At 70.1% G+C, this 20,707-nt stretch carries 18 protein-coding genes and 1 pseudogene; 12 read left to right on the top strand and 7 right to left on the bottom strand.

All coding sequences use genetic code 11. The annotated features are described in order from the left end of the window. Positions 1 to 8 precede the first annotated feature (8 nt). A complete protein-coding gene (locus tag LR393_RS18485; protein WP_231485281.1) occupies positions 9 to 800 on the top strand; it encodes a helix-turn-helix domain-containing protein in 792 nt (263 codons plus the stop codon). On the opposite strand, the gene LR393_RS18480 is transcribed toward LR393_RS18485, so the two are convergent. Beyond that, the gene (locus LR393_RS18480; protein WP_231485199.1) at positions 784 to 1,191 is read right to left on the bottom strand and encodes a hypothetical protein; all 408 of its coding nucleotides are present in this window, start codon (positions 1,189 to 1,191) and stop codon (positions 784 to 786) included. The two genes, LR393_RS18485 and LR393_RS18480, sit on opposite strands and share 17 nt — an antisense overlap. Positions 1,192 to 1,364: 173 nt before the next feature. Between LR393_RS18480 and LR393_RS18475 the strand changes: the two genes are divergently transcribed. From LR393_RS18475 to LR393_RS18465, 3 genes are all read left to right on the top strand, one after another. Beyond that, positions 1,365 to 2,411, top strand: a complete 1,047-nt coding sequence (locus tag LR393_RS18475) for a hypothetical protein (protein WP_231485198.1) — start codon at positions 1,365 to 1,367, stop codon at positions 2,409 to 2,411. 2 nt (positions 2,412 to 2,413) lie between these two features. Next, entirely contained in the window at positions 2,414 to 2,716 is a 303-nt protein-coding gene (locus LR393_RS18470) for a hypothetical protein (protein ID WP_231485197.1), read from the top strand. Positions 2,717 to 2,858: 142 nt separating this feature from the next. Continuing rightward, a complete protein-coding gene (locus LR393_RS18465) occupies positions 2,859 to 3,188 on the top strand; it encodes a hypothetical protein (RefSeq protein ID WP_231485196.1) in 330 nt (109 codons plus the stop codon). Positions 3,189 to 3,627: 439 nt separating this feature from the next. Here the strand turns inward: LR393_RS18465 and LR393_RS36505 are convergent, their stop codons facing one another. The 5 genes and pseudogenes from LR393_RS36505 to LR393_RS18445 form a co-directional block, all read right to left on the bottom strand. Next, positions 3,628 to 3,888 carry a WD40 repeat domain-containing protein gene (locus tag LR393_RS36505; RefSeq protein ID WP_331282960.1) on the bottom strand — a complete coding sequence of 87 codons (261 nt, stop codon included), beginning with the start codon at positions 3,886 to 3,888 and terminating at the stop codon, positions 3,628 to 3,630. Between the two features lie 288 nt (positions 3,889 to 4,176). Then, positions 4,177 to 5,304, bottom strand: a pseudogene (locus LR393_RS18460) (ATP-binding protein); the annotation flags it as partial. Between the two features lie 39 nt (positions 5,305 to 5,343). After that, a complete protein-coding gene (locus LR393_RS18455) occupies positions 5,344 to 5,994 on the bottom strand; it encodes a hypothetical protein (RefSeq protein WP_231485194.1) in 651 nt (216 codons plus the stop codon). A 47-nt stretch (positions 5,995 to 6,041) separates the two neighbouring features. Beyond that, a complete protein-coding gene (locus LR393_RS18450; RefSeq protein WP_231485193.1) occupies positions 6,042 to 6,686 on the bottom strand; it encodes an RNA ligase family protein in 645 nt (214 codons plus the stop codon). After that, positions 6,683 to 7,936 (bottom strand): ATP-binding protein, encoded by a 1,254-nt coding sequence (locus LR393_RS18445; RefSeq protein ID WP_231485192.1) that lies wholly within the window; start codon positions 7,934 to 7,936, stop codon positions 6,683 to 6,685. The genes LR393_RS18450 and LR393_RS18445 overlap by 4 nt, the downstream gene beginning before the upstream one ends. Positions 7,937 to 8,185: 249 nt before the next feature. Here LR393_RS18445 and LR393_RS18440 point away from each other — a divergent pair, with 249 nt between their 5' ends. From LR393_RS18440 to LR393_RS35480, 6 genes are all read left to right on the top strand, one after another. Next, complete coding sequence (locus tag LR393_RS18440) at positions 8,186 to 11,083, top strand: AfsR/SARP family transcriptional regulator (protein WP_231485191.1); 2,898 nt, start codon at positions 8,186 to 8,188, stop codon at positions 11,081 to 11,083. A 103-nt stretch (positions 11,084 to 11,186) separates the two neighbouring features. Further along, entirely contained in the window at positions 11,187 to 11,756 is a 570-nt protein-coding gene (locus LR393_RS18435; protein ID WP_231485190.1) for a hypothetical protein, read from the top strand. A gap of 29 nt (positions 11,757 to 11,785) precedes the next feature. Continuing rightward, on the top strand, positions 11,786 to 12,385 hold the full coding sequence (locus LR393_RS18430) for a COG4315 family predicted lipoprotein (RefSeq protein WP_231485189.1): 600 nt from the start codon (positions 11,786 to 11,788) through the stop codon (positions 12,383 to 12,385). 42 nt (positions 12,386 to 12,427) lie between these two features. Further along, complete coding sequence (locus tag LR393_RS18425) at positions 12,428 to 13,093, top strand: helix-turn-helix transcriptional regulator (RefSeq protein WP_231485280.1); 666 nt, start codon at positions 12,428 to 12,430, stop codon at positions 13,091 to 13,093. Continuing rightward, on the top strand, positions 13,090 to 13,674 hold the full coding sequence (locus LR393_RS18420) for a DUF4255 domain-containing protein (protein ID WP_231485188.1): 585 nt from the start codon (positions 13,090 to 13,092) through the stop codon (positions 13,672 to 13,674). Before LR393_RS18425 ends, LR393_RS18420 begins: the two co-directional genes overlap by 4 nt. After that, the gene (locus LR393_RS35480) at positions 13,667 to 15,655 is read left to right on the top strand and encodes an ATP-binding protein (protein ID WP_269327464.1); all 1,989 of its coding nucleotides are present in this window, start codon (positions 13,667 to 13,669) and stop codon (positions 15,653 to 15,655) included. The genes LR393_RS18420 and LR393_RS35480 overlap by 8 nt, the downstream gene beginning before the upstream one ends. An 18-nt stretch (positions 15,656 to 15,673) precedes the next feature. Here the strand turns inward: LR393_RS35480 and LR393_RS18405 are convergent, their stop codons facing one another. Then, entirely contained in the window at positions 15,674 to 16,684 is a 1,011-nt protein-coding gene (locus tag LR393_RS18405) for a LacI family DNA-binding transcriptional regulator (RefSeq protein WP_231485187.1), read from the bottom strand. A gap of 175 nt (positions 16,685 to 16,859) precedes the next feature. Here LR393_RS18405 and LR393_RS18400 point away from each other — a divergent pair, with 175 nt between their 5' ends. Both LR393_RS18400 and LR393_RS18395 read left to right on the top strand, forming a co-directional pair. Beyond that, entirely contained in the window at positions 16,860 to 18,071 is a 1,212-nt protein-coding gene (locus LR393_RS18400; protein WP_231485186.1) for an MFS transporter, read from the top strand. A 34-nt stretch (positions 18,072 to 18,105) separates the two neighbouring features. Next, complete coding sequence (locus LR393_RS18395; protein WP_231485185.1) at positions 18,106 to 20,418, top strand: beta-galactosidase; 2,313 nt, start codon at positions 18,106 to 18,108, stop codon at positions 20,416 to 20,418. Positions 20,419 to 20,707 lie beyond the last annotated feature (289 nt).

Genomic DNA, 20,707 nt, shown 5'->3' with positions numbered 1-20,707 from the left:
GCGTGAGGATGCGCAGCGCCGAGATCGCCCGCCTGGCCGGGGTCAGCGTGCGCACGCTGCGGCACTACCACCAGCTCGGGGTGCTGCCCGAGCCGGCGCGCAGCCTGAACGGCTACCGCGAGTACGGCGTCCGGGAGCTGGTGCGGGTGCTGCGGCTACGTCATCTGCAGGCGGCCGGGTTCTCCCTGGAGGCCGCGGCGGCCCTGCTCGACGACGAGCCCGGCGGGAACGAGCGGTTGATGGCGGTCCTGGACGACGTCGAGCGTGATCTGGACCGGCAGATCGCCGAGCTGACCGCTCAGCGCGCCCTGATCGCCCGGGCCCGGGCTCTGGGCACCGTCCCCGACCTGCCCGCCCACCTGCTCCGCTTCGCGCCGCTCCTCCTCACCGCGTCCCCCCGTCTGGCCCGCAGTCTGCGGGAGCAGCTGGCTTTTCTCGCGCATCTGGAGGAAGGCGCCGGCACCGGCCACACCGAGCAGATGATGGACATCCTGACCGACCCGGCCCTGATGGTGGAGGTGCGTGAGCTCGGTGAACGTCTCGAGCACCTGGCCGCCGACGACGCCGACGGCATCTCGGCCCTGGCCGACGACTTCCACGCCTTCCTCACCTCGCCGGAGGCCGTCTCCCGGCTCGGCCCGGTCCAGGGCTCGGTCGACCCGCACTGGCTCGCGCTGATCGACACCTACGCCCGCGACGCGCTGCCCTCCGCCCAGCTCCAGATGCTGGCCCGGCTGGAGCGGTTGCTCGCCCGTGGCCCCTGTCTGACTGACCGTGTCTCGTCTACTCCGCCAGGCTGATCCGGGTCGAGACCGGAAGTTTTTCGTCGGTGGAGATTTTCGCGGCACCGGGCCCGGCGGTGCCCGGGATCGTGACGGTCACGAAGATCTGCCCCTCCTGATCCGGTACGCCCGCCCCGAGCGGTGTCGAGGTGCTGCCCTGCACCAGGTAGAGACGGACCTCGTCCGCAGCGACGTTCTTTCCGGTCTTTCCGTTGTCCGTGGTATCGGCGCAGACGCCCAGGAACGGCCCGCCGGTGACGGTGACGTCCGACCCGATCGTGACCGGTTCGGGCTCCACCACCAGATCAGGACGGGCACACCCCGCATCCTCGCTGTGCACAGCACTGCACCCGGTCAGCCAACACAGGCCGGCCAGAGCGGCCATGAAGAGCGCCGAGGAGTACCGCACGGTGCACCGCCTTCACGTGGTGTCGTCGTCCTCATTCTCCCCAGGCAGACACTGTGCCGAAAGACGGATCGGCCAGCCCTACAAGCCAGTCGTGCCGGTTCGATCCCGGTCGGCCTGTTCAGGCGACTCCTGATGACTTGTTCTGCCCGCCTGGATACCGATAGTCATGGACGGTGACGAACCGGACACAGGAGATCGAGAGATCCCTGACCGCGCTCACCACCGCCCTACGCCAGCACCACGATCACGTCACCGGTTCAGCAACCATTGCCGGGGAACGGGCACTCAGCTGCTGGGAGCACGGCTGGGACGGTTTGGCCCAGGGATACGAGACCGCTTCCGAGCACCTCCGCGAGATCGCCGGCGAACTCGCTGAGGTCTGCGAACGGGCCGAGCGTTGCGCGCAGATCCTCCAGCCGCTTCACTCCGAGCACGGCCTCACCGGCGTCGCCGAACGACTCGGCGCGGCGACCGACGAGATCGACACCGGCCTGGAAGCCGTCCTCAGTCAACTCGACGAAGCCCTCACCCCCCTGGCCGCTACCGGCGAGGAGTACCTCACCGGCATCCTTCACGATCTGATCGAGAAGGTTCAGGAAACGGGTGAGACACTCGCTGCCGTCCAGAAGGAAATCTCCGAAGAACAGGCGTCCGCCAGGCTGGGAGAACCAGCCGAGGATGCACTTGCAAGGGATCCGCCCGGCGACACAGCCGCAATCCGGACCCGCATCGCAGAACTGCAACGCCAAGGACACGCCCCACAACGCCACGGCGCCCAGATCACTGATCAGCAACTCACCGACCGGGCACTCTGGGGCAAGGATCCGATGACCGGAACCACCACTGACGGCGTTCATGGAGGCCCTCACCAACACGGCCGGAACGCCACCAAGTTCACCACCGACGAAGCCCTGGTCCAAGCCGAAAGACACGTCCGCTCGACCAGCGAATACCGGGACAAGGGAATCGAGTGTCAGACCACAGGACGGCGCACATTCGTCGTCCGGGTCTCCCTGTCCGACGTCTTCGGCCCCAACTATGCTGCCCAGGTACGGGGAATGCGACGCTCCGGATCACAGCGGAACCCGACCGGCATACCACCAGGAAGTTCTCCCCCAGAACGGTCAGACCTCCACGACGGCTTCGTCCATGCCGTTTTCCGAAGAACCAGCGACGGCCATTACCATCTCACTACCATGTACCCGGACCCCAAGGAATGAATGTGACCACCGATCCCGACATCAAAGTTTTCCTGGACTTCTCGGCGGGCGCAATGAACGTCAACGGACTCGTCCGGAACTGGGAGGCAGAGTTCGTTGAAGAAATCGAGAGCCTGAAAATTGAATCCCTGAAGACGAGCTTTCGCCGAGGCTTCGCCAAAGGCCTGAGCGGCCAGATATCGATCAGCGAATACGAGCGTGAGACCGGGTGGTCATTCGACACTCCCGAAGAGCTGCACGACCATCTCAGGGCTCTCTGGTCAAGATTTTACCGAGATGCAGATCCTCAGGAACAGGTCAGGTAGAGAAGACCAAAAGGCGCCCGGTCCAGTCCGAGATCATGAACCTGACCGGTTCGATGAGTACCTAGCTGGCACCGTCAAGGTCGGCCATTCGCAAGCCAGCGTCGCTTCGGCGAGTCGCAATGGAAGGGCTTCATTGAGCTACATGACGACCGACACCAACGACCCAGAAATCAAAACTTTCCTCGAATACTCAGGGCGAATGATGCATGTCAATGCCCTCTTCTCCGGCTGGGAGGAAAACTTCGCGACCAGGATGGCGAACCTTAGAACAGAATCCACACGAGAAAGCTTTCGCAGAGGCTTCGCGAAGAGTCTCTCAGGCGGCCTCTCACCGAGCGAATACGAACGAGAGACCGGGTGGGAATTTGGCACAGACGGGGAGTTCCTGAATCACCTGCACCGCCTCTGGGTCAAGTGCTACGGCGATGCCGATCCCGCCGAGAGCCTGACCTGGCACCAACCCAGCACGTAAACGCGCCGCGCCGAGATATGCCGGATAGGCGGGCACGACGCCCCGCACACCTTTTAAAGTCGGAACGGTAAATTTCGTGGTAAACCTTATCTGTGGCGAGAACTTCGTCGTCAATCTCGAAATCCTCGATCGGCCTGCTGGTCCCGTCGGCCATCAGAACGAGAGTTGTTCCGGAGAAACTGTCCGGTCGAATCGGCCACGGGGGTCCATGCAGCCAGCCGCTTCACCTGGACGTACGAGTTCGACATCCCCGAGTGACCAGCGAGGCAACGTTGACCGCGCAGACCACGGCCCAGCGCCCGGCCAGCATCAGCCCCCGCGGGTTTCCGCCCGCGATGACCGCGAGTTTCATCGAAGGGCCCGTCCACGGACGGGTCCTTCGGCGTTTACCCAGGTCAGAGTTCCGGGGAAGCCGTGGGGAATCTTCCGGGCGGCATGATCAGGCGGAGCCGGCGGCGGCGTTCCAGATCCGTACAGTCTTGTCAGAGCTGGAGGTCGCGAACATCGTGCCGTCCGGGCGGTAGGCCACCGAGGTCACATCGCCGGTGTGCCCGCTGACCGTTCGGAAGATGGGCGAGCGAGCCGCGGTCGTCAGCAGATCTTCGGTGTCGGAGGTGTGATGAATGCGGTCGGCCTCCAACGCCAGCAGTGTGGCCAGGCGCGGATCACTGCGCAGCAGATCCTGCGCCTGGCCCACCATCCGATCGACCAGGATGGTGTTGCGCGACAGTTCGGCCGCCCGGGTCTGGCGGAACGAGACCACCGCGAGCACCGAGACGATGGCGAACAGGGCAGCGAAAAGACCGGCCAGGAAACGCACTCGGCGGGCGCGCCGTTGTTCGGCGCTCCGGGCGGCGTCCAGATGATTCTGGCTCGCCACCAGAAATACCTGGTCGAGCCTGGTCAGGGCCTGCGGGTGCTCCTGCGACCAGTCCCGCATGGTGTCGAGACGGTTTCCGCCCCAGAAGGTTCCGGGTTCGTCTCGGTGGGTGTTCCAGTAGAGCGCGGCGTTGCGCAGTTCCTCGTGAAGGCGCAGGCCGGTGCGGTCGTCATTCAGCCAGCCCTGCAGTTCCGGCCAGGCCGTGATGATGGTCTCGTGGGTCAGCGTGCTCGTGAGCCGGCCTGAGGTGACGATGCGGGCCTCGTTCAGGCGGCGCAGAACTGTCTCGGCGTCGGCCTTTCCGTCTTGGAAAGACTCCAGGAGGTCGGCGGTGACGACGCTCTGGCGGGTGTCGGTGGTGCCGTCGCCGATGCTCACCATGGACAGGAGCAGGGGACGCACAATCTCCCGTTGGTCGGCGCTCAGATCGAGGTAGACCTTCTCGGCCGTCGAGCTGATGGCGTGGGCCAGGCCGCCCATCTCACGGTAGTCGCCGAGCCGGAGCGTGGTGCCGTCGCTGTCTTCCCAGAGCTGACGCAGCGTGTGGGCCAGCCGCGGCAGCGGCTCGGCGCTGGTGTCCTCGAGCAGGGCCCGGGTCAGTCCGAGCCCCAGGGTGAGACCGGTCGCACGGGCCGGCCCCTCGATGACCTCCTGGAACTGCGCGCGGCTCATCGGAGGCACGAACAGGGAGTGGTGTTCGAGGTGGACGCGCAGGATGTCCTGCGCAGCGAACTGCGCGTAGAAGTCCGCCCGGAAACTGAGGAGGACCACCGCGTCCTTCATCGACGCTCTGATCAACGCGGTGAGGAAAGCCTCCCGCTCACGACCGGAGCACCCGAGGGTGAAGAGTTCCTCAGCCTGGTCGACCACGAAGAGGACGCGGGCAGCGTCGGGTCGTTCCTCCAGCAGAGGACCCAGCGAGTTCCCCAGCGCGTTGGGCTCGCGGGCCAGGTCGTCCGGCAGCGCGCCGACCGGGTGGTTCATCGGGGTGACGCCGTGAGCGAGCGCCTGGAGCGGTTTTCGGCCGGGCTCGAGGTACACCACCGGCCAGTCCTTCGAGCCGTCGACATCCAGCAGCGCGTTGTCGACGGCGGGGATCAGTCCGGCCCGGAGCAGGGACGTCTTGCCCACGCCGGAGGATCCGGTGACGACGAGCAGGCTCACGTCGGCCTGCGCGCGCACGGCGAGGCGGGTGAGCAGGGCGGCGAGGATCTCGTCGCGGCCGTGCAAGAAACCGGCCGCCGCCTCGGCCGGGCCGACGGGGTCGAGGCCGGGTTACGGGATCTGCCCGGGCTCGGGCCGGCCGGTCTCGTCCGCCGGGGCGCGGCTGTCGATGAAGCGGCGGATCTCGGCCTGCCGCACCTGTTCCAGGCGCGTGAGCTGGGCCAGGGCCGCGGTCTGGCGGGCGGCGTAGTCGTCCACGCGGTCCTGCCCGGCCTGCACCTGGTCGAGAATGACCCGGTGGCCGGTGGCGATCACGCCGGTCAGGTCGTTGAGTACGCGGACGAGGCCGGCGTGCAGGTCGGGGTCGGCGCTGGTCTCGTCCAGGGCCCCGCTGAGGCTGAGGAACCGGTTCAGTTCCTGCTCGAAGACCAGCCGCACCCCGCGCTGCTCGTCGTCGCAGAGCAGCCGTTCGAAGGTCTGCTCCAGCAGGGCCTGTAACCGGGCGGACTCCTCGCCCTCGGGCTTCTCGTCGTGCCGGGTGCGCCGCCAGACGTCTTCGATGACGCTGGCCATCAGGTTCCCGCCGACGCCCGCGATGATCGCCGCCGCCCCCGCAGCTCCCCCGGCCGCGAGCGCGGGCAGCCAGATCTGAGCGCTGGTCGCGGCGGCAAGTCCCGCGACCAGCGACAGCCCTTCCGGCCTGGCTTGCCCGCGCAGCCGGGACATCCAGTTGCGCGCGCCGGCGCGCCCCTCGTCCGTCATTCTTCACCCCCGCCGCCCAGCCTAGATAGAAACGGGGCTTTTGGTACCTATTGCCGAAGGAGTTGGTTGGCTGTGATCGGGGCGTTCATCCAGTGCTGGTCGGTCTGCACGTGCCCGGCGCGGACCCACTTGGCCACGTGGGTGGGGAACTGGGTGCGGTCGAACGAGTCCGCTGTGCGCACGACGAATCCCTCGCGGTGGGCGCTGTCGCGACTGTTCTGCCAGCACCGCAGCAGTTCGCGGGGGCCGCCGGTGGGGAACGGGCCACGGTAGATGACCGGGACGCAGCTCAGGCCCAGGAGGTCGGCCCATTCCCGGGTGGTGTCCCAGTCGAGGCAGATGTCGTCCTGCCAGATGCTGAAGACCAGGAAGTACGAGGGCAGGTCGGCGTAGGCGATGGAGTGTCGCGCGTAGAGGTTCTCGCCGCACACCCGCATCCCGTCGGGCAGGTCCGGCCACAGCCGCCCGGCCAGTGCCCGGACCCAGGTGCGGGAGGGGTGGGGCCGGGAGTCCACCGAGCGGGCGTGCACGTAACCGCACCCGATGGTGGTGTTCTCGCCGTCCATCTTCTCGGTCATCACCACCTCGGCGTGGGTGAGGGTGGTGAGGTCGGCCAGGTGCTCGTCGTCGGCGCTGGCCCCCGGGCTGCCGGGCAGGTGACGGGTGCGCGGGTATTTCACGCGGGCGTTCACGAGGGTGTCCGGGAGGGGGACGACAGGGCGGCGGCTCGTGGATCGAGCCATCGGGAGTGCCCGGTGTAGTCCCATGAGGTGCGGTTCGGCTCGACCACGGTGAGGGTCTGGTACTCGTCCGGGGTCGGCCAGCGCAGCCGGGCGGCCATGGTCGTGACGGCGGCGGCCGGGACCGCGTCGGCACCGGGTCGGGTCGTCTGCCGGTTCAGGGCCAGGGACAGCGGTGCCGCGAAGTACACGGCGTGCAGCCCGGCCCCGTACCGGCCGGCGTAGGTGATCAGCACGTCCCGGGTCTCGCGCAGCAGGTGGGTGGCGTCCACGCAGATGTCCCGCCCGGCGGCCAGGTGCCCGGGAATTTGTTGCAGGACGGCGGCCGCCGCGGCCCTGCGGTCGCGGCGGCGCGCGCCCTCGCTGGAGAGAACCACCCCGCCGGTCGCCGGGGCCCACGTCTCCCGGGCCCAGGTGGACTTCCCCGCGCCGGGCAGGCCGATCGTGTAGGTGATCGACCCCCCGGTGCTGTGCCGCTCGGCGGCGGCCAGATGCGCGGACGCGGCCCCGGAGTTCGTGAGGGTGCCCTCCACGACGGCGCGGAAGGTCTCCCGCCAGGCCCGGGGGTCGACGGTGTCGCGCACCGCCACCTGGTCGAGCACCCCGTGGCTGGCGGGCCGGGCCGCGTCGAGGTCGTGCAGCACCAGGTCGGCGAAGGCGACGCGATCAGCCAGCTCGTGCGGGTCGTCGCAGATCCGGCCGCGGGAATCGCTGTCCCACAGGGCCGTCAGCAGGCGCGGATCGCTGATGTGCGACATCCGCAGCGCCGCGCCCGGGCTGATCCGGTCGGCTGCGTACGTCCACATGTGGGCCCGCACCAGCGCATGGACGCCGGCGTAGACACCCAGGGGCAGCTTCAGCAGGGCCGGGTGGGTGGCGAACAGGGTCGAGACCAGCTTCGCGCCCTCCAGGTCGTGCCCGTGGGCCGACCAGCGTCCGGGACCGTTCTCCTTGGTGGTGAAGGGTTTTCCGACGTCGTGCAGCAGTCCGGCCAGGCGCAGGGTAATCGCGGACCAGGGGTCCTCCAGATGCCCGGCGTGTTCGCGGGCCAGGTCGTAGACCCGGCGCGAGTGCTCGGCCACGTCGCCCTCGGCGTGGAAAGCCGCTGTCTGTGGGCATTCCCGCAGGCCGGCAAGCTCGGGCCGGGTTTCGGACGTCAGATCGACGTCGGTTCCGCGCAGCGCGCAATCGATCGCGTCCATCCGTGCCTCACCTGGTTCTCCGCTTCCGTGACGGGTCGAGAGTCGCGTGGCCGGGCCCGGCGGGCAAGTGGTTTTCCGGTCGTGGGGGGTCGCTCCGGCGAGCGTGACATGGGTCTCGTGGCCCGGACGCATCAGGCAATGATCACGGATACTCGAGTCCGAAGTGTCGGGAAAGAACCGATCGGCAAGAGGCGGGGGGAGCCCGGTCACCCCGTTCGTCGCGTTCGACAGTGAGGCGTCTGTTCCCGCATGAGTAGTGACCTTCGGTGTTCTGTTCTCGGCCCGGTCCGGGCCTGGCGCGGTGAGGTGGAGCTCGACCTCGGACCACCGCAGCAGCGCGCGACCCTCGCGGTCCTGCTGCTACGGCAGGGCCTGACGGTCAGCACGAACGAACTGGTGGACGTGCTCTGGGGTGACCGTCCTCCGGCCACGGCCGTGAACGTCCTGCACCGCTACATCGGGCGGCTGCGCCGGATCTTCGAGCCTGATCTCCCGGTCCGCGCCCCGGGCCGGTTCCTGCTGCGCAGCCCGGGCGGGTACCGGCTGGAGCTGCCCGTCGAGGCGGTGGACCTGAACCGTTTCCAGGAGCTGACCGAGCAGGCCCGCAACGCCGTCGACCACGGTCACCCGGAGGCCGCGGTTCCGCTGTTCGTCGGGGCCCTGGAGCTGTGGCGGGGCCCGGGGGCGGCGGGCCTGGACCCCGAAGTGCTTGATCATCCTCTGTTCACGGCCCTGGAGCAGCACCGTGTCGAGGGGGTGCAGGCGCTGGCCGATGCCGCGCTGGACGCGGGGAGCCCGCAGCAGGCCCTTCCGATCCTGCGCCGGAGCGCCCCGGAGCATCCGTACACCGAGTCGTTGCAGGCCCGGCTGATCCTGACCCTGGCGGCCGCCGGGCACCAGGCCGAGGCGCTGGGCCGGTACGAGACGGTCCGGGCCGCGCTGGCCGGGGAACTGGGTATCGACCCCGGCCCGGAACTGCGCGACGCCCACCGGAAGGTGCTGCGGCAGGAGCTGCCGCAGCCGGTGGCCGGCACCGCCCGGCCGGCCCATCTGCCCGCCGACCTGCCCGGTTTCGCCGGCCGGGAGGTCGAGTTGCACCAGGCGATGGCCCTGCTCGGCACCGGGGACGAGACGCCGGCCGCGATGGTGATCGCCGCGGTCAACGGGATGGCCGGCATCGGCAAGACCACGTTCGCCCTGCACTGGGCCCACCAGCTCGCCGACCGCTTCCCGGACGGCCAGTTGTACGTCAACCTGCGCGGTTTCGACCCGAGCGGGGATCCGCTCGATCCGGCCACCGCGATCCGCGGCTTCCTGCAGGCCCTGGAGGTGGCCCCGGCCCAGATCCCGGCCGGTGTGAACGCCCAGGCCGCGCTGTTCCGCAGTCTGCTGACCGGGCGCCGGATGCTGTTGCTGCTGGACAACGCCCGCGACGAGGACCAGGTGCGCCCGCTGCTGCCCGGCTCGGCCGGCCACCTGGTCATCGTGACCAGCCGCAACCGGCTCTCCGGGCTGGTCGCCCGGGACGGCGCCCGGCCGGTCACCCTCGACCTGCCGGCCGAGCACGAGACCCGTGCGGCCCTGGCCGAGCGTCTCGGGGCCGCCCGGGTGGGCGCCGAACCAGCAGCAGTGGACGAGATTGTCGCCCGGTGCGGGCGGCTCCCGCTCGCGCTGGCCATCGTCGCGGCCCGGGCGGCCGCCCACCCGACGTTCTCGCTGACCGCGCTGGCCGAGGAGCTGCGCGAAACGGCCGGCAGCCTGGACGCGTTCGCCGACACCGATCCCTCGACCGACGCCCGGGTCGCGTTCTCCTGGTCGTACCGGGCGCTGAGCACCGACGCGGCCCGCCTGTTCCGGCTGCTGGCGCTGCGTCCCGGCCCCGACCTGGGCGCACCCGCGGCCGCCGCTCTGGGCGCGCTGACGCCCCGCCAGGTGCGGCCACTCCTGGCCGAGCTGACCCGCGCCCACCTGATCACCGAACGGGTGCCGGGCCGCTACGTCATCCATGATCTGATTGCCGCCTACGCCAGCGAGCTGGTGGAAGACACCGAGAGCGCCGGCCGGCGCCACGACGCGCAGCGGCGGATCATCGACCATTACCTGCACACCGCCGTCGCGGCCAACCGGCTGATCGAGCCGTACCGGCACCCGATCGACCTGGACCCGATCACCGCGGGTGCCGCCCCGGTGCCCCTGGCCGATCCGGACGCGGCCACCGCCTGGTTCCGGACCGAGTACCCGGTCCTGCTCACCGCGCTGCGACAGGCGGCCGACCAGGGACAGGACCGCAGTTGCTGGCAGCTGACCTGGGCCCTGCAGCAGTTTTTCGACCGGCGGGGCCACTGGCACGACTGGATCGCCGCCCTGCACGTGGCCCGCGACGCCGCCGCCCGCCAGCGCGACCAGGTGGGCCTGGCCCACACCGACCGCGGCATCGGCACGGTTTACAGCCGGCTCGGCCGCACCGAGGACTCCTTCCGCGAACTGAACCAGGCCCTGGAGCTGTTCGGTGATCTCGGCGACGGCGCCGCCCAGGCCCACCTGCACCTCGTCCTGGGGGCGGTGAAGAGCCGCACCGGTCAGCAGCAGCGTTACTGGGAGGCGCGCGAGCACGACCGTCAGGCGTTGCACCTGTTCACCGCCGCCGGTTCGGCCGTCGGCCGGGCCCGGGCGCTGAACAACCTCGGCCACATCAGCGCGCTGCTGGGCGACCACCAGGCCGCCCTGAAGCACAGCCAGGCCGCACTCGACCTCCAGCAGGAGCTGGGCGACCGGCACGGTGAGGCCGCGGCCTGGGACAGCGTCGGTCTGGCGCAGCACAATCTCGGCCACCACCGGGAAGCCATCGACTGCTACCAGAAGGCCCTGGAGATGTTCACGGCCCAGGGCAACCGCTACTTCATGGCCGCCAGCAGCAGTCAGCTGGGCAACGTCTACCGTGACGCCCAGCGTCCCGATCTGGCCCGGCGTCACTGGGAACAGGCGCTGACGGTGCTCGAGGACCTGAACCACGCCGACGCCGGCCCGCTGCGCGAAAAGCTGCGCCGGCTGGAGAAGGACGATGACCGTCCGGGTACCGGGAGGGTGCGCGCGACCCTCGGTGCGGTGGCTGCCCGGACCGGCGAGACTGGCACCAACGTTGCCTGACCAGTCATTCGATCAGTCATTTGACGCACGGAAAATTTGTCTGGAATAGCGAGACTCGTCGCAGTGGGATCGAGATCCGGTCCACTGCCGACAAGGAGTCCGCATGAGACGCCAGACCCTGCCCGTCGTGTTCGCGGTGGGCGCGACCCTGCTGATCGCGGCGTGCTCGCAGGACCCGGAGCCGGCACCGGCGCTGCCGCCCGTGGCCCAGGCCACCGCGCCCGCCCCGGCCGCCACCCAGGCCGCCGCACCGCCGGACGGTGACGTGAGCAGCTACGCCGCCGGTGAGGGAAAGCCCGGCTACCGGGACGGTTCCGTCACCCTGCAGGTGGTGGAGTCCGAACGGTTCGGCCAGTACGTCGTGGACGGTGAGGGTTTCACGCTCTACCGCTTCGACCCGGACGACGCCAACCCCTCGAAGGCGACCTGCAACGACGACTGCGCGGTCACCTGGCCCCCGACCCTGGCCGCGCGCACGGTCCAGTTCTCCGGCCTGGACCGCAGCGCCCTGGGTGTGGTCTCCCGCCAGGACGGCAGCGTGCAGATGACCGTCGGCGGCTGGCCCGTCTACCGGTTCAGCAAGGACACCCAGCCCCGCCAGAGCAGTGGCGAGGGCATCGGCGGCACCTGGTTCGTGGTCGCCCCCGACGGCTCCAAAGCCAGCCAGAACTAATCCTTCCCCCTTCCTGACCAGGAGTTCCCATGCGTAAGCGCACGACCCTGCCCCTCGCCGTCACGATCGGTGCCACCCTGCTGCTGGCCGCCTGCTCCCAGGACGCCGAACCGGCCCCGGCGCTGCCGCCGGCCGCCCCGGCCACCACAGCAGCCGCCACCCCGACCGCCGCGGGCGCCACCTCGTCCGTTGCTGTGACACCCACGACCGTGACCACCGCCCCGGCCGGTGGCGTGCAGGCGTACACCACCGACATCGCCGGCAACGACACCGTCACCTTCCAGGTCGTGCAGTCCGCCGAGATCGGCGGCTACGTCGTCGACGGTGAGGGCTACACCCTCTACCGGTTCAGCCCGGACAGCACCAGCCCGTCCAGGTCGACCTGCAACGACGGGTGCGCCGTGGCCTGGCCGCCGGTCCTGGCCACGCACAAGGTGCAATACGTGGGCCTGCAGCGCAAGAACATCAGCAGCCTCTACCGCAAGGACGGCAGTGTGCAGATGTCGATCGGCAAGTGGCCGGTCTACCGCTTCGCCAAGGACACCGCCCCCGGTCAGATCAACGGCCAGGGCGTGGACGGCAACTGGTTCGCCGTGGCGCCCGACGGCTCCAAGGCCAAGGCCCAGTAGACCGTCTCTCGCGGGACCGACCCAAGGAGGAACACCGTGCAGATGGCCGGGCAGATCGGCGTGGCGCCCAGGATTACCGAACAACCCACCGTCACCGTGCATGTCGCCGACCAGCTGCTGCGGGCCGGGGTGATCAGCCATCTGGGCCGCGGCGACGTGCAGGTGCTGGAGAACCCCGACCGCTCGGCCGTGGCCCGGCCCGACCTGAGCGGCACGGTGGCGGTGGTGGTCAGCGACCGGCTCGACGACCTGACCCTGGCCGAACTCAAGCGCCTGGTGCGGGGCGGTCGGCGGCAGGTCCTGCTGGTCGCCGGCCAGCTGCGCGAACCGGAACTGGTCAGCGTGCTGGAATGCGGTGTGCAGAACATCGTCTGGCGCCACCAGGCCTCCCCGCAGCGGCTGGCCCAGGCCGTCCGCACCGCCGCCCGCGGCGACGGTGACCTGCCGCCCGACCTGCTCGGGCAGCTGCTCGGCGCGGTCGGGCGGGGGCAGCGCGGCCCTCGGCGCGGCGCCCCGCTCTACCTGGCTCCCCGCGAGGTGAGCGTGCTGCGCCTGGTGGCCGACGGGCTGGAGACCCGGCAGATCGCCCAGGAGCTGTCGTACTCCGAGCGCACCGTGAAAAATATTCTGCACGGCATCATGTCGCGCATGCACCTGACCAACCGCGCTCACGCCGTCGCCTACGCCCTGCGTGAGGGATACCTGTGATCAACGAGATCGACGAGTCGGTGCGCCGCCTGATCAAACGCCAGGCCCTGCCGGACGGTTCGGCCGAGGTGCTGTTCGACGCACCCAGCCGGGACTGGGCGGCGCGGCGCAACTCCCCCACCATCGACGCCTACCTGTACGACATCCGTGAGGAGGTGTCCCGGCGCGAGCGCGGGGCCGCCACCGTCCGCGACCCGGCCGGCCAGGTGCAGGCCCGGCGGATGCAGCCGCGCTGGTTCCGCCTGTCCTACCTGGTGACCGCCTGGACCCGTCTGCCTGAGGACGAACACCGGCTGCTGTCATCAGTTCTCGGATGCCTACTGCGCAACGAGATCCTCCCGCCGGACGATCTACCGCCCTCGGTCGCCGAGATCACCCGGGCCGTGCAGATTTCGGTGGCGGTGCCACCCCCGGAGTCGCGCTCGATCGCCGACATCTGGTCGGCGCTGGGAGGAGAACTGAAACCGTCGCTGGATGTCGTGATCATTGCCCCGTTCCCGGTGCTGCCGGAATTCCCGGTCGCCCCGCCGGTCACCCAGCCGGCCGTCGTCGACGTGCACGACAGGAGTTCCGATGGATGATCACAGCGAACTCATGCCCCGCCTGGAACTGCTGCACGACCGGGTGGCGGTACTCATAGAGAATCGTTCCGCCGGTGACCCGACAGCCACCGATCCGCTGCGCGGCCTGTTCCTGTCCGCCGAGGCCGTCACCTATCTCCTGGACCGCCGGCCTGATCCGGTGCCCGGCACCGACGCCTACGCCGCCGCCCTGCGCCGTCCCGAAGGACGATTGCTCTCCCTCGCCGAGACTTTCGCACTCAGCCCCCTCGACCTGCACATCCTGGTGGTGGCGCTGGCCCCGGACGTGAGCCGGCGGTTCGAGCCGCTCTACGGTTACCTGAACGACGACGTCAGCCGCCGCCGGGCCACCGTGGCGCTCGCCCTCGAACTGGCCGGGCTACAGACCGACCAGATCCTGGCCCGGGCCCGCTTCCACCCTGGGGCGCCTCTTTTCGCCGACCACCTGATCATGATGGACGACAACCCTCACCTTTCGCTCCCGAGCCGCAACCTTCAGGTCCCCGAGCGGGTCGTCGCCCACCTCCTCGGTGACGACACCCTGGACGGGAGCCTGACGAACGCCGTCCAGCTGATCGGCCAGAACGATCCGGATTCTCTGCTGGACCGTAATTTCACGCACCGACTGGCCAACCTGCTGACCGCTCGGGATCAGGCGACCGTCGTCCATCTGCACGAGACCCGCCCCGGATCGGGAGCCGCGGTGGCGGTGGCCGCACTGCTCGCCACCGGCCACCCCGTGCTGCGGTTCACCTCCACCGACGGAAAGCTTGTGCCCGCGCTGGTCCGGGAGGCGCGGCTGCGGCAGGCGGCGATCGTGGCCGGGCCACTCCCGGACGACCCGGCCGGGACGACCCGGCTGATCCAGGCCCTGGAAACCGCCCGGGTCCCGGTCGTCCTGACCGGCAGTGCCCCGTACGACCCGCACTGGTCATCGACCGGCGCCCCGATTCCGCTGGAGGCCCCCGGCCCCCGCAGCGCCCCGGCCCAGCTCTGGCTCGACGAGTTCGGTTCCGCCGCCGACGGACTGGACCTGGCCTCGACGGTGTCCCCGTACCGCCTGGGCGCGGACCAGGTGCGCCGGGCCACCCGCTCGGCCCTGGCCCTGGCCGCGCTCGACGGCGGCCCCCTGACCCGGACCCACATCCAGCAGGCGGCCCGGCGCCAGTCCGCCCCGTTGCTGGACCGCCACGCCCGCCGGGTGACGCCCGGCGTCGGCTGGGCCGACCTGGTGCTCCCCGCCGAACCTCTGAGCTCCCTGCGCGAACTGGCGCTACGGGCGCGCCAGCGCGACCGGGTGCTCGGCGACTGGCGGATGCGTACCGGCGGGGGGCGCGGCCGGGGTGTGATCGCCCTGTTCGCCGGGGAGTCCGGCACCGGCAAGACCATGTCGGCCGAAGTGGTGGCCGGCGAACTCGGCCTGGACCTCTACGTGGTCGACCTGTCCTCCGTGGTGGACAAGTACATCGGGGAGACCGAGAAGAACCTGGAGCGGATCTTCACCGAGGCCGATCAGAGCGACGCCGTGCTGGTGTTCGACGAGGCGGACGCCGTGTTCGGCAAGCGCTCCGAGGTCAAGGACTCCCACGACAAGCACGCCAACATGCAAAGCGCCTACCTGCTGCAGCGTCTGGAGCAGTTCGACGGGATCGCCCTGCTGACCACCAACCTGCGGGCCAATATCGACGACGCCTTCACCCGCCGCCTGGACCTGGTGGTCGACTTCCCGTTCCCGGACGCGGGGCAGCGGGCCCGGTTGTGGCATCACAGTCTGGCCGGGGCCCCGCTCGAACCCGGTCTCGATCCGGCCCACGTCGCCACCCGGTTCGAGATGCCCGGCGGCGCCATCCACAGCGCCTGCGTCACCGCCGCCTATCTCGCCGCCGGGCGTGACGGCCGGGTCACGCACGACGACCTGTGGTCCGGCGCCGAGCGCGAGTACCGCAAAATGGGCCGTCTGGTGAATGTTTCGTCTTTCTGAACCGGGTTCAGCCGCAGGTCAGGCGGAATCCCGGACCAGGAGGTCGGTCGAGAGCATCGCCAGGGGCGAGTCCTCTCCCGCCAGCAGACGTTCGACCTGGGCCACGGCCAGCTCGCCCATCCGGCGCTTGTCGACGTTGATCGTGGTCAGCGGCGGGTCGAGGACCTCACCCACGCTGAGGCCGTCGAAGCCGATCAGCGCAATGTCACCGGGTATCGACAGACCGAGGCGACGAGCGGTGCGGTAGGCGCCCATGGCCACGACGTCGTTGAAGGCCAGCACCGCGGTGACGCCGGGCTCCGCGGTCAGCAGCCGGGCCAGGCCCTCCTCCCCGCCGACCTGGTTCGGGTCGGCCGCGACGATCGCGCCGGCGGGCAGGGGGACACCGTGAGCGGCGGCTGCTTCCAGCAAGACCGCCCGCCGGCCCGGTTCGCACGCGGTCGGGCAGTCGATCATGCCGATCTGCCGGTGGCCCCGGGCGATCAGATGGTCGACGGCCGCCTGAACGCCGGGGCGTACATCGACGTCCACGGCACCGAAGGCGCTCTCCTGGGCCGGGCGCCCCATGACGACGAGCGGCAGGCCTTCCACGGCGGCCGCGAGCGCGGCGTCCTGCTGGGACAGGTAGCCGATCAAGGCGTCGACCTGCCCGGCCAGTGAACCCAGCAGTTCTGGCTCCCGCTCCGGGTGGTTCTGCGTGGTGCTGATCAGCACCGTCCAGGAGCGCTGCTCGGCGGCGCTGATGACGCCGGCGATGAGCTCGGGGAAGAACGGGTTCAGGATGTCGTCGACGACCAGGCCGATCGTGGTCGCGCCGGGGCGGACCAGTCCGCGGGCGAATCGCGAAGGCCGGTACCGGAGTTGCTGGGCCACCTCGAGGATGCGGCGACGGGTTTCGGGGTCGATCTCGCCCTTGTCGTTGATGGCCCGGGACACGGTCTGGTGGGAAACACCGGCCGCGCGGGCGACGTCGCGCAAGGTCACGCGCTGAGGGCTCGTGCGCCCGGCGGGCAGATCGTCGTTTTTCACAGTCCACCCAGTCTAGTGAGCCTTCCCGAAAGTGTTGATGCGCTCGGGCGGACTCTGCTGTTACCGTTCACGTGAACGGTAACGGAGCCGCCGGGCACGCAGTGGACCGGGTGGCTTCACTCCCGTTTCCCACCCGCGCTCAGACTGGATCATCGCTGTGAATGACCCCGCCACCATGAAGACCCAGACGATCGATCGCGCTGCGCTGGCCCGCTGGCGCAACGCGATCTTCGCTGCTTTCGCTGTCGGCGGTCTGGCCCTGTCGACCTGGGGCCCCCGCCTCCCCGCCCTCCGGGCCGATCTGGATCTCGATACCGGTGGCATCGGCGTGCTCCTGGCGGGGATCACCGTCGGTTCGGTCGTCGGCCTGCTGTCCTCGACACCTCTGCTCACCCGGTTCGGCGCCCGCCGGGCGGTCCCCGGGGCGATGCTGGTGATCGCCGCGGCCGTGACGATCATCGGTGTCGGCTCGACCGTGCTGCATTCCGTGCCGGTCGTTGCCGTGGGCTTCGTCGTGGCCGGCTTCGCGATCGGCACGCTCGACGTAATGATCAATGTCGATGGCGCCGGCATCGAACGGGCGGCCGGGCGCACCCTCATGCCCCTGATGCACGCGGCCTGGTCCGCGGGCGCCGCGGTGGGAGCAGGCATCGGTGCCGGCTGTGCCGCGCTCGGCATCAATCCCGCGACGCAGTTCACCGCCGAGGCATTCCTGATGGCCGCGCTCGCCCTGTTCGCCGCCACGGCCATCCCCGGCGGCCCGCGCGAGGAACAGACCGGGACCGCGGCAGAACTCTCCCGCGGCGAAAGGTTCCGGGTCTGGCTGCGCGGCTGGGCCGACTGGCGCCTGCTGACGATCGGCCTGGTCATGCTCGGCGCCGAACTGGGCGAGGGATCGGCCAACAACTGGCTGACCCTGGCCGCCAGCGACGGCCACGGCCAGTCACCCTCGATCGCCGCGCTCTTCTTCACCGCGTTCGCGATCGGTGAGACCACCGCCCGCGTCCTGGGCGGACCCGTGGTCGATCGGCTCGGACGCGTGCGGACCGTCCAGATCACCTCGCTCCTGGGCGTCCTCGGCGTCGTCCTGTTCATCCTGGCCGGCCACCCCGTCGTGATGCTGGTAGCCGTCCTGCTGTGGGCGATCGGCGTCTCCATGGGATTCCCCCTGGGTATGTCCGCCGCCGCCGACAGCGGCCCGAACCCCGCCGCCCGGGTCAGCATCGTCGCGACCCTCGGCTACTTCGCCAACCTGGCCGGCCCGCCCGCCGTCGGGTTCCTGGCCCAGATCACCAGCCTCCTCACCGCTTTCTGGCTCCTGGCGCTGTTCTTCCTGATCGCCGCCCTGGCCGCAGGAGCCCTTCGCCCACGCACCACCACGCGCTGACCGCGGCAAGGCCATCTCGACGAGGAGTTCCGTCATGCCTGCACACGACCTGATCACGCGTCACCAGGACTGGAGCGATCCCGTCACCCGCCCGGCCATGGCCGACGTGGACCCGCACCATCGCATCGGGCTGAGCTCGCGCAGCCTGCTGCGGGACGGGCGCCCGTGGATCCCGGTATCGGGAGAGATCCACTACTCCCGCGTCCCCCGCGAGCGCTGGCGTGAACGTCTGCTGCTGATGCGCTCGGGCGGTATCGACGTGATCTCCACGTATCTGATCTGGCTGCACCACGAGCCCCGGCCGGGCCAGGCCCGGTTCGACGGCAACCGGGACGTGGCTGCGTTCGTGTCGTTGTGCGCCGAGCTGGACCTGAACGTCGTGCTGCGTCTGGGCCCCTGGGTGCACGGCGAGGTGCGCAACGGCGGTTTCCCCGACTGGGTGCAGCAGGAGCCGGTGCGTCACCGCACCGACGATCCCGCCTACCTGGATCTGGTGCGGCCCTGGTTCGCCCGGCTGGGCCAGGAACTGGGGCATCTGTGCGGGCCCGGCAGCCCCGTCGTCGGCTTGCAGCTGGAGAACGAGCTGTACACCGAGCCGGGGCACCTGCTCACCCTCAAGGCCATGGCCCGGGAGTCGGGGTTGAGCGCGCCGTTGTGGACGGCCACCGCCTGGGGCGGCGCCGATCTGCCCGCCGACGAGGTCTTCCCGCTGTGGGCCGGCTACGGGGACGGTTTCTGGGTGGACGCGCAGGACGGCTGGGCCCCGAACTTCCGCGCGCACTTCTCCTTCTCCCACGAGTGGGACGATCCGGGGGTCGGGGCCGACGTGCGGGACCTTCAGGCGGGGACGGCCCCGAGCGGCGAGGGACCGGTCGCGCCGGACCGGTTCCCGCCGGCCACCTGCGAGCTGGGCGGAGGGATGGCCACCACCTACCACCGGCGCATCGTCCCGGCCGCCGCCGACATCGCGGCGGTCGCCAACGCCAAGCTGGGCAGCGGCTCGATGTGGCAGGGCTACTACATGTATGCCGGTGGGCTGAACCCATCGGATATCGGCCCGGCCCAGGAGTCCCACGCCACCGGATACCCCAACGACCTGCCGGTGACCGACTACGACTTCCACGCCGCGATCGGTGCTGCGGGTCTGCCCTCCCCCAGTCACGCTGCCCTGCGTCGTCAGCACGCCTTCCTGGCCGCCTTCGGTGAGCGACTGGCCACGATGCCGGCCTCCCTGCCGGACCAGCAGCCCGCCGGCCTGGACGACAGCACGACACTGCGCTGGGCGGTGCGTTCGGACGGGTACAGCGGCTTCGTCTTCGTGAACTGGCACCAGCCGCACATCGCGCTGCCGACGTGCCGGGCCGTGCGGTTACGGGTGGAGACGCCGGAGGGCAGCACCGCCTTCGGCCCCCTGGACGTGCCGCCCGGCACGATCGCCCGCTGGCCTTTCAACCTCGATCTGGGTGGCGTCATTCTGCGGTCGGCCACCGCCAGCGCGCTCACTGTTCTGGATGACGGCACGCTGGTGCTGGTCGCGGAGACGGGAATCGACGTCGACCTGTCCATCGATGCCGAGGTGGAGGTTTCCGGAGCCGGTGAGAGGCTCGAACAGGGCCGGTGGCGGGTTCCGGCGGCCTCGGGCGGAACGGTGCACCTGGCCGGGCCGTCCGCCCGGGCCGATGTCGTGATCGTGGCGTCCGGGGATGCCGACCGGGTCTGGGTCGTGGAGGGAACGCCGGAACGCCAGGTACTGCTGAGCGATCACCCGCTCTGGGAAGACCGCGGCGTGGTGCACGTTCTGGCCGACCGCCGGCCCCGCCTGCGGGCGGTCACGGCCGAAGGGCTCAGGCCGGCGGAGCTCCACCCCGCCGCCCCGGCCCTGCCCGCCCGGCCGGTGACCTGGGTGCCGGTGGCAGCCGCCCGTCCTGACCCCTTGCCGCTGTACGGCAGCTTCCACGAGCGGGCCTCGGCGCCCACCCCCGAGACCGTCGAGGAGCGGGGAACGCTGTACCGGCTGATGGACGTGGGTGAACCGGCCGATGGCACCCGCCGGCTGCTGGAGGTGGAGTGGGCCGGGGACGTCGCCCACCTGTGCGTCGACGGGCAGGTCGTGGCCGACCGCTTCTGGGACGGCACCGGCTGGGTGATCGACCTGGACACGATCGCCGGTGCGCAGGGCGATCAGGTCAGCCTGCGCATCCTGCCCCTGCACCCCCAGGCCCCGGTATGGCTCGACGTCGCGGCGCACGACCGGCGCCGGGCCGTTCCGGGCTCCTTGGAAAGCCTTGATGCGGTGACCTTGTCGGTGCACACCCAGTGGCTCCCGACGAGAGGTCGACGTCCGTAGCACCGTCAGGGATGCGGGTGGGCCGTGATCCACGGGTCGCTGGGGTAATTCCCACCGATCTCATCGACGATCATGTCGTACTTCATGGCCGCCGCATACCTGCGCTCGTCCATCTCCTGCCCCGCGGAAACATGAAATCCGATGATCTTGATGTCGTGGGCCGGTATCCTCATGTTGGTCTGCACGGCGTAGATCGGCCCGCCCTCGCTCAGCCGGGCCAGATCCGCGTTCGGCGAAAGAACCTGCGGGTCGATGGGCGACGTCACCGAGTGCTGCGAATCAGCGCCGC

The sequence above is a fragment of the Kineosporia mesophila genome, from assembly GCF_021129235.1.
Lineage (GTDB): Bacteria > Actinomycetota > Actinomycetes > Actinomycetales > Kineosporiaceae > Kineosporia > Kineosporia mesophila.
This window is presented reverse-complemented; position numbering and strand designations above follow the sequence as displayed.